The sequence below is a fragment of the Acinetobacter rongchengensis genome (assembly GCF_003611475.1).
Lineage (GTDB): Bacteria > Pseudomonadota > Gammaproteobacteria > Pseudomonadales > Moraxellaceae > Acinetobacter > Acinetobacter rongchengensis.
On record NZ_RAXT01000081.1, the window covers coordinates 1 to 8,182 of the forward strand.

An 8,182-nucleotide genomic window follows, 5' to 3' on the forward strand; every position below is an offset into this window, starting at 1 on the left:
ATCTGATTCATAAGGATGGTGATTTAACTGAATCAGAATTTTGGATTAATCAATTTCACAAAACACTATTTCTTAATATTAAAAATTTATTTTTAATAAAATCAATGAAATACTTGTATTTTAGCTGTGTAGAATTATTTTCTCGATAAACCATATATAAGTTTCTATGCAGTGGATTAAACTCTGTCAAACATTCAACTATTTTTCCTGATGATAAATCAGCTTGAATGTCCCAATTCAATTTATAAGCAATGCCCTGGCCTGCTAATACCCATTGATGAACTATTTCACTACTACTACTAGACAATTGAGGTGAGACTTTTACTATTGTATTTTTACCATTCTCCATAAACGGCCACTCACTAAATGTATGCCGATTTCTGATCAAACAGAGACAGTGATGATCCGCCAAACTATACGGATTATCGGGTATTCCAAACTTTTTAAAATATTCAGGAGATGCGCAATAAATTTTTTTACCTTGTATAAGCGGGACAGAACAGTAATCAATCTCTAGAGGGACTTCAATCTGAAAGGAGAAATCGAGTTCCTGTTCCATTAAATCTACTTTTGAATCAGACAATAATAATTCAATGTTTAAATGAGGATATTGTTTTGCAAACTCTGCAATCCAACCAGCTAAATGCTGTTTCCCGAATTGATTGAGTGAACCAATTCGTAATCGTCCAGTCAAAAAGTCCTGTTCACCTTGTAAGTTATTTTCCATTTTTTCAAGTAAGGACAAAATATGCTGGGTATTTTCTAAAAAATATTCCCCTTTTTCAGTTAACTTGAAACGTCGAGAATTTCGATCAATTAACTTAACGCCGAATCTCTGTTCGATTTGAGATAGACGACGGCTCATTGATGGCAATGAGCTTTCCAACAAGACTGCAGCACGTGTAAGTGAACCTGCCTCTACAATTTTTAAAAAAAATTCTAGATCATTCACTTTATCTCTAATTTTCATTCTTTCATTTTATGAAACTTAAACTCTCATTTTAGCCTATTTTTTCTTCTTAAATATAGTTCATATTATCTAAATTCAAAATAAAGGATGCATTATTTTGAATTTTCAAATACTGAGAATCTATTCTTACACTACAGAATGAATCTGGGTGCTTTCAAGGAGAAATACATGTCACTAGTTCACATTTCAGGATTTATAAATGGCGATTTTTTACCCATTGCCACCCAGACTCAGCCTGTATATGATCCAGGGAATTTTAGGTTCTTTGCACTTTAGCGTGAAGATTGTTACGATATGGACTCATCCATGAGATAACCCGCACATGAGCGCTACCAAGAAAGCAGACAAGTAAGCCGCAGCAACCTTCGTTTTCGGTTGTTGCGGCGTTCTCAAGAACCTAGTTGCTCTGCAAGAGCGCCGCCAAATTCTTAACTTAAGGAGATGGCTTCGTGCGCTCAAAAGATTTTTCTTGGCGGTATTCTCTTCCCGCCACGCTATTGCTGTTATCACCATTCGATTTGCTGGCGTCACTGGGCATGGATATGTACCTGCCCGTGGTGCCTTTCATGGCGGATGCACTTGGGTCCGGTGCAGGGACGATCCAGCTGACGTTGACGGCATACCTGGTTTTGCTTGGAGCCGGACAGCTTCTCTTCGGCCCACTGTCGGATCGGCTGGGTCGCCGCCCCGTTTTACTTGGTGGCGGGATTGCCTATATTGCGGCTTCATTCGGCCTCACCGTAGTTTCATCGCCAGAACTTTTTCTGAGCTTCCGCGTTCTTCAGGCCTGCGGCGCTTCGGCATGTCTCGTTTCCACTTTCGCGACGGTACGCGACATCTATTCGGGCCGTGAGGAAAGCAACGTCATCTATGGCTTGCTCGGCTCTATGCTTGCGATGGTTCCTGCGATAGGCCCACTGCTAGGAGCGCTGGTCGACGCGTGGCTCGGATGGCGCGCAATCTTCGGCTTGCTAGGGATGGCAATGATAGGCGCTGTTATCGCAGCCTGGCGACTCTGGCCAGAGACTCGGCGGCACCGGACGGCAGACCTACAGTGGTCGCAGCTATTGACTCCTGTGAAACACCTGAACTTCTGGCTGTACACGCTCTGTTACAGCGCGGGGATGGGCAGCTTTTTCGTCTTTTTCTCGACCGCCCCCTGGCTAATGATGGGGAGGCAAGGGTTATCGCAACTTAGCTTCAGCTTGCTATTTGCTACAGTGGCCATCGCTATGATGGCTACAGCGCGAATCATGGGACGACTGATTCCCCGGTGGGGAAGCCTGAAGACCTTACGAGTGGGAATGGGGTGTCTGATGGCGGGAGCGCTGTTGCTCGCTGTTGGCGAGACATTGGCACCGGTCTCGGTGCTTGGCTTCATCGCCCCGATGTGGCTCGTGGGTGTTGGTATCGCCACTGCGGTATCGGTGGCACCCAATGCCGCTCTTCGAGGTTTCGATCATATCGCTGGGACCGCTACAGCAGTCTACTTCTGTTTGGGTGGACTACTGTTAGGGATTATCGGGACACTCATTATTACGCTTTTATCGACTGGTACCACCTGGCCGATCATCGCTTATTGCCTCATCCTCGCAACAGCAGTGCTTTGTCTGTCCTGCATCAATCCCAACAGACGCCATCTCAGCCAAGAAGAACATGATGCCTTGGCGCTACAAGGCACCGATAGCGCGCAATCGGTCCATGATCATGACTAGCGCTGATGTTTGGAGCCTGTTCTGGAAGGGCTTTTCGCCAGCGTCTCATGGGCTTCTAGATGAACAGACTTTGCTGATCCGTCTTACACACGACGAGGAGCATACGCCAATTTGTAGCCGATGCGATTGCCCTTGTTTCCTGGTACATGACATCAATTGGCGCCGAGTTCGCGAGTCACCAATTATGCAGTATCGCGTCGAGTTGGATGTACCTGTGCGGCGGCTGCGTTGTCCACAATGCGGTCCAACCAGAGAGCGGATCGATTGGCTACCACCGCGCTCCCGTATTACGCAATCATTGCGCAACTGGATTGAGAAATTAGTACAGATGCTGCCCGTCAGTCATGTTGCCAATCTTTTGGGCTTGCATTGGCATACAGTCAAGACTATTGACATGGAGCGGCTCAAACGTGATTTGCACGAGCCAGATCGAAGTCGATTGCGCCGCCTGATGATGGACGAATTCGCCTTGCACAAGGGTCATCGCTACGCCACGGTGGTCGCCTGTGCCGACACCCAGCAAGTGGTGTGGATTGGCGAGGGCCGCTCGCGTGAGGCGATCCGGCCGTTCTTCGAGTGGTTAGGCGATGCCCGGAACCAGATCGAGGCAGTGGCCATGGACATGAACTCAGCCTTCGATCTTGAAGTGAAGGCCCAGTGCCCCAACGCGGTGGTGGTCTACGACCTGTTCCATGTGGTGGCTAAGTATGGCCGCGAAGTGATGGATAGAGTGCGAGTTGATCAGGCCAATCAACTGCGAGATGACAAGGTCGCCCGCAAGGTGATCAAAAGCAGCCGTTGGATACTGTTACGCAATGCTGACAACCTTGAGCCCGAGCAGGCGGTCAAGCTGGACGAACTCCTGGCCGCCAATGCGTTCTTGACTACGGTGTACGTGCTCAAGGACCAACTTAAGACGCTATGGTTTGCGGAAAGCGAGACGACGGCCAGAAGCGCCTGGCGGGAATGGGCCGGCATGGCCCTCGGTAGCGGAATTGATGCTTTGGTACGATTTGCCAAGAAGCTGGAGCCATATATGGAGGGTATCGTTTCCAGTGCCCTCCACCGGCTGAACACCAGCGTGCTGGAGGGCATGAACAACCGGATCAAAGTCATTAAGCGGATGGCCTATGGATACCGCGACACGGACTACTTCTTCCTCAAGATCCGTGCTGCATTTCCCGGCAAAGTGCGATGAACTGAATTTTACCCATCAAATTGGTTCTATTAGTAATACCAGTTTAAATGATGTCGAAAATGCTATTAATATTGCACATCAAGCTTTTCTTAGCTGGAAAGACAGTAGTATTGCTGAACGTCAAAACTGTTTAAAACAGGCTGCCGATCTCATTTTTCAAAAAAAAGATGAACTAAAAGAACTGCTTATTTCTGAACATGGTGGCATGCTTTGGGAAGCAGAAACTGATTTTTATTTGGGTTCAGGCGTAATGAGTATGTATGCTCAGGCTCCAGATGATCTTTTGATACCTAAAGAAATTTCAGAAGAAACAGGCTGGATACGAATTCATAAAAGACCTAAGGGTGTCATCTCTGCAATTGTGCCTTGGAATATGCCTATTGTATTAACAATGATGAAGTTAGGTCCTTTATTACTTGCAGGTAATACTGTGGTATTGAAGCCTTCTCCATTCTCAGCATTGGCTTTAACTCAATTGCTTGCCAAAATAGCAGCCGTATTTCCAAAAGGCGTGATTAACGTCGTACATGGCGATGCAGATGTAGGAAATATTTTAACGAGTCACCCTCTAGTTCGTAAAGTTGCATTTACTGGTGGCACAGCCACCGGTGCAGCCGTAATGGCAAGTGCAGCGCAAACAATTAAAGATGTCACTTTAGAATTAGGTGGAAATGATGCGGCAATTATTTTAGAAGATATCGATTTCCAATCTATCCTACCAAAATTATTAAAGGGTGTATTTACACGTAGTGGGCAAATTTGTTTTGCAGTTAAACGTATATATGTGCCGAAAGATAAGCTTGATCAATATTTCGATCTTTTCTGTGAAGAAGTGGATAAATATAAAGTTGGCCATGGCTTAAATTCAGCTGCCAATTTTGGCCCACTCAACAATAAAAAGCAGTGGGCTATCGTACAGAAATTTATTGAAAATGCTAAAGCCTCGGATCAATGTGAAGTACGTGAGTTAGGTCAAAAACTGAATCCAGAACAATGGGACAATGGATACTACGTTCTACCGCACGTCGTGAAAACCCTAGATAACTCATTAGAGATTGTTCAGCAGGAACAATTCGGACCCATTATTCCACTGATCGGTTATGAAACTGTAGAACAAGCGATTGAATATGCAAATGATAATGAGCAAGGTCTATGTTCATCTGTTTGGTCTGACAATATTGAGCTTGCCTATGATATTGCACAAAAGATAGAGGCGGGTAGTACATTTATTAATAGTCATAGTTTTGACTCTTTACAACTCGGCATGCCATTTGGTGGAATCAAGCAAAGTGGTATTGGTCGTGAATTAGACATCAATGAAACATTGAAATCATATCTAGAACCCCACTCTATTCGACTTATTAAATGAAGATCTAGACCATATTAATTTATAGGTTATCTAGCGAAAAGCTAGATAACACTTACATTTAAGGAAAAATGTATGAAAATCAAAGCTGCACTTGCGAAAGAAAAAAATTATCCATTAGTTATTGAAGAAATCGAAATTGAAGAACCTAAAGAAGATGAAGTTCTAATAAAAATAGTTGCATCTGGTATTTGTCATACTGATGCAGAATCAATAAAAGGAAATGGAACTCCTTTCCCAGCAGTATTAGGACACGAAGGCTCAGGAATTATTGAAAGAGTTGGTTCAAACGTTACTCATTTAAAAGTGGGTGATCATATCGTCCTATCTTATTCATACTGTAACTCTTGCTCCCAGTGTCTTACAGGGCACCACAATTTATGTATACGTACTGTTGAACTTAATTTTGGTGGAAAACTACAAGATCAAACCTATCGACTGCATAAGGATGGTCAAAATTACTCTACCTTTTTTGGACAGTCGTCTTTTGCCACCTATGCTGTAGCAAATATAAATAATATAGTCAAAGTGGATCATGATGTAGATCTGAGATTACTAGGTCCTTTAGGATGTGGTATTCAAACTGGTAGTGGTACGGTGATGAACAGCTTGAAACCCGAACCTGGAAGCTCTATTGCCATTTATGGAGCAGGTGCAGTTGGATTAAGTGCAGTGATGGCCGCTAATCTTTTAGGGCTAAAAAATATTATCGTTATTGATATACATGAAAATCGTCTTGAGTTAGCGAAAGAACTTGGAGCTACTCATGCTCTAAATAGTCAAAGTTTAAATGTAGTAGAAGAAGTGAAAAAAATTACAGATGGCGGTGTTCATTATGCAATTGAAACGACCGGTGTTCCTGTTGTCATTAAAAATGGAATAGATTCATTGAGAGTAGCAGGAAAAATCTCGATTGTCGGTATGGGAGGAGATGTAACTTTAAACTTTACAAATGATATTTTGATGGAAGGTAAAACGATTGTAGGTACGATACAAGGTGACTCTACTCCTCAAGTACATATTCCTAAAATCATTGAATATTATAAAGAAGGAAAATTTCCTTTCGACAAGCTTGTAAAATTTTATAATTTTAATGATATTAATCAAGCATTTGAAGATTCAAAAACTGGCATAACGATCAAGCCAGTAGTTATAATTGGCTCATAGCTTACTTATAGTTATAATTAAGCTAAAAAATATAACTCATTGTTAGTACAGTACTTCATTTATAAGTACTGTACTAATCAATATGATTATTCGTAATGAATTACTGTACGAATCGATTTACCTTCGTGCATGAGGTCAAAAGCTTCATTAATGTTGTCCAAGCCCATGGTATGGGTCACAAAAGGCTCAAGTTGAATTTCCCCCTTCATTGCATCTTCAACCATGTCCGGAAGTTGTGAACGACCTTTCACGGCACTGTTGCAAATAGCCATTGATGATAAGCTAAATAGTTTTTTAGCTAAAGGTTCAGTGTATGAATCCCTTCCATGGTCGGCATTTTCAGGGCGAAATCATTCTTTGGGCTGTACGCTGGTATTGTAAATATGGCATCAGCTATCGTGAACTTCAGGAAATGCTTTCCGAACCCGGTGTAAATGTTAATCACACTACTATTTACCGTTGGGTTCAACGTTATGCTCCTGAAATAGAAAAACGCTTACGCTGGTATTGGCGTAATCCTACACATCTCGGCACATGGCATATTGATGAAACTTATGTAAAAGTGAATGGAAGATGGTTTTATCTGTATCGTGCAGTCGATCAACGTGGCTTTACCATTGATTTTTACCTTTCTTCTAGACGTAATACCAAATCAGCATATTGTTTTCTTGGAAAAATTTTAAATAATGTGAAGAAGTGGCAAATTCCACAAGTGATCAATACGGATAAAGCACCCACATATGGAGGTGCTTTATCACGGTTAAAACGGGAAGGAAAATGTCCACCAGACCTTGAGCACAGGCAGGTTAAGTACAAAAATAACGTGATCGAATGTGATCATGGCAAGCTAAAGCGGATTATCAGGGCCACATTAGGATTCAAATCTATGAAAACGGCTTATGCCACAATTAAAGGTATTGAAGTCATGCGTGCACTACGTAAAGGACAAGCTTCATCATTTTATTATGGTCAGCCTCAGGGTGAAGTGTATCTGGTGAATAGAGTTTTCGGTCTCTAAGCACTTTTTAAAGGGAACATCATCGACTCAGATCCCTATTTGCAACAGTGCCGTTATAACTTTAGGAATTTCTTTTAAGTTATTTCTATATTTTATGAAAAATAGTTTCTATTTAAGCTGTCCTAAAATTAGCCCAATGCAGCCTATATAAAATACATTTTATTTATATTTTAAAAATCAGCAACATAATACTTTGTAAAATCCCATTCAATTTCTAATAGGATTTTTTATTGATTTATCACGTTCTAAGGCTTTCATAATCTCAACTAAATATAGTCGCCAATTCAAATTGAGTTACTCACCTGCTTTTAAATACCGATATACCGCCTGGCGACTAATTCCAAATGCTTGGCCTAATGCCATTTTTGAAGAGTACTTCCCTTCCTTCCATGCTTGTCGTAAAGCTTCGGCCTGATCAGGTTTCAATTTGTGTACCCGGCCTTTATACTTCCCTTGAGCAGAGGCGAGTTTAATTCCTTCCTTTTGTCGCTCCAGAATAATCTCACGTTCAAACTGTGCAAAAGCCCCCATCAGTTGCAGCATCAAATTATCCATCGGGGTGGATTGGGCCGTAAAAGTAATATTTTCTTTTACAAACTGGATGGCGATCCCTCCTTTAACCAGTTTATCTACTTCGGTAACCAAATCTTTTAGGCTTCGTGCAAAACGATCCATGGAATGTACAACAACCCTGTCCCCTTCCCGGAGATAGTTCAACATTTCCTGAAATTTCGGCCGGTCGGTATTT

The 8,182-nt window shown here is 42.3% G+C and carries 7 protein-coding genes and 1 pseudogene; 5 read left to right on the forward strand and 3 right to left on the reverse strand.

Annotated elements, in window-relative coordinates; translation table 11 throughout:
• Window positions 1-55: 55 nt before the first annotated feature.
• Window positions 56-952, reverse strand: a complete 897-nt coding sequence (locus D7V20_RS17775) for a LysR family transcriptional regulator (RefSeq protein ID WP_158660397.1) — start codon at window positions 950-952, stop codon at window positions 56-58.
• 467 nt (window positions 953-1,419) lie between these two features.
• Here D7V20_RS17775 and cml point away from each other — a divergent pair, with 467 nt between their 5' ends.
• The 4 genes from cml (at window position 1,420) to D7V20_RS17795 (ending at window position 6,416) form a co-directional block, all read left to right on the forward strand.
• On the forward strand, window positions 1,420-2,685 hold the full coding sequence (gene cml / locus D7V20_RS17780) for a CmlA/FloR family chloramphenicol efflux MFS transporter (RefSeq protein WP_020753574.1): 1,266 nt from the start codon (window positions 1,420-1,422) through the stop codon (window positions 2,683-2,685).
• Window positions 2,678-3,883 carry an ISL3 family transposase gene (locus tag D7V20_RS17785; RefSeq protein WP_020753573.1) on the forward strand — a complete coding sequence of 402 codons (1,206 nt, stop codon included), beginning with the start codon at window positions 2,678-2,680 and terminating at the stop codon, window positions 3,881-3,883. Before cml ends, D7V20_RS17785 begins: the two co-directional genes overlap by 8 nt.
• Window positions 3,816-5,252 (forward strand): aldehyde dehydrogenase family protein, encoded by a 1,437-nt coding sequence (locus D7V20_RS17790; protein ID WP_081316864.1) that lies wholly within the window; start codon window positions 3,816-3,818, stop codon window positions 5,250-5,252. The genes D7V20_RS17785 and D7V20_RS17790 overlap by 68 nt, the downstream gene beginning before the upstream one ends.
• Before the next feature lie 72 nt (window positions 5,253-5,324).
• Entirely contained in the window at window positions 5,325-6,416 is a 1,092-nt protein-coding gene (locus D7V20_RS17795) for an NAD(P)-dependent alcohol dehydrogenase (RefSeq protein WP_019838318.1), read from the forward strand.
• 86 nt (window positions 6,417-6,502) lie between these two features.
• Here the strand turns inward: D7V20_RS17795 and D7V20_RS17800 are convergent.
• Window positions 6,503-6,667 (reverse strand): annotated as a pseudogene (locus D7V20_RS17800) (S-(hydroxymethyl)glutathione dehydrogenase); the annotation flags it as partial.
• A gap of 62 nt (window positions 6,668-6,729) precedes the next feature.
• On the opposite strand from D7V20_RS17800, the gene D7V20_RS17805 reads away from it, so the two are divergent.
• Entirely contained in the window at window positions 6,730-7,434 is a 705-nt protein-coding gene (locus D7V20_RS17805; protein WP_058952605.1) for an IS6 family transposase, read from the forward strand.
• Window positions 7,435-7,728: 294 nt separating this feature from the next.
• Here the strand turns inward: D7V20_RS17805 and D7V20_RS17810 are convergent.
• Window positions 7,729-8,182, reverse strand: a 454-nt coding sequence (locus D7V20_RS17810) for a recombinase family protein (RefSeq protein ID WP_033917558.1), incomplete at its 5' end; no start/stop codon positions are given.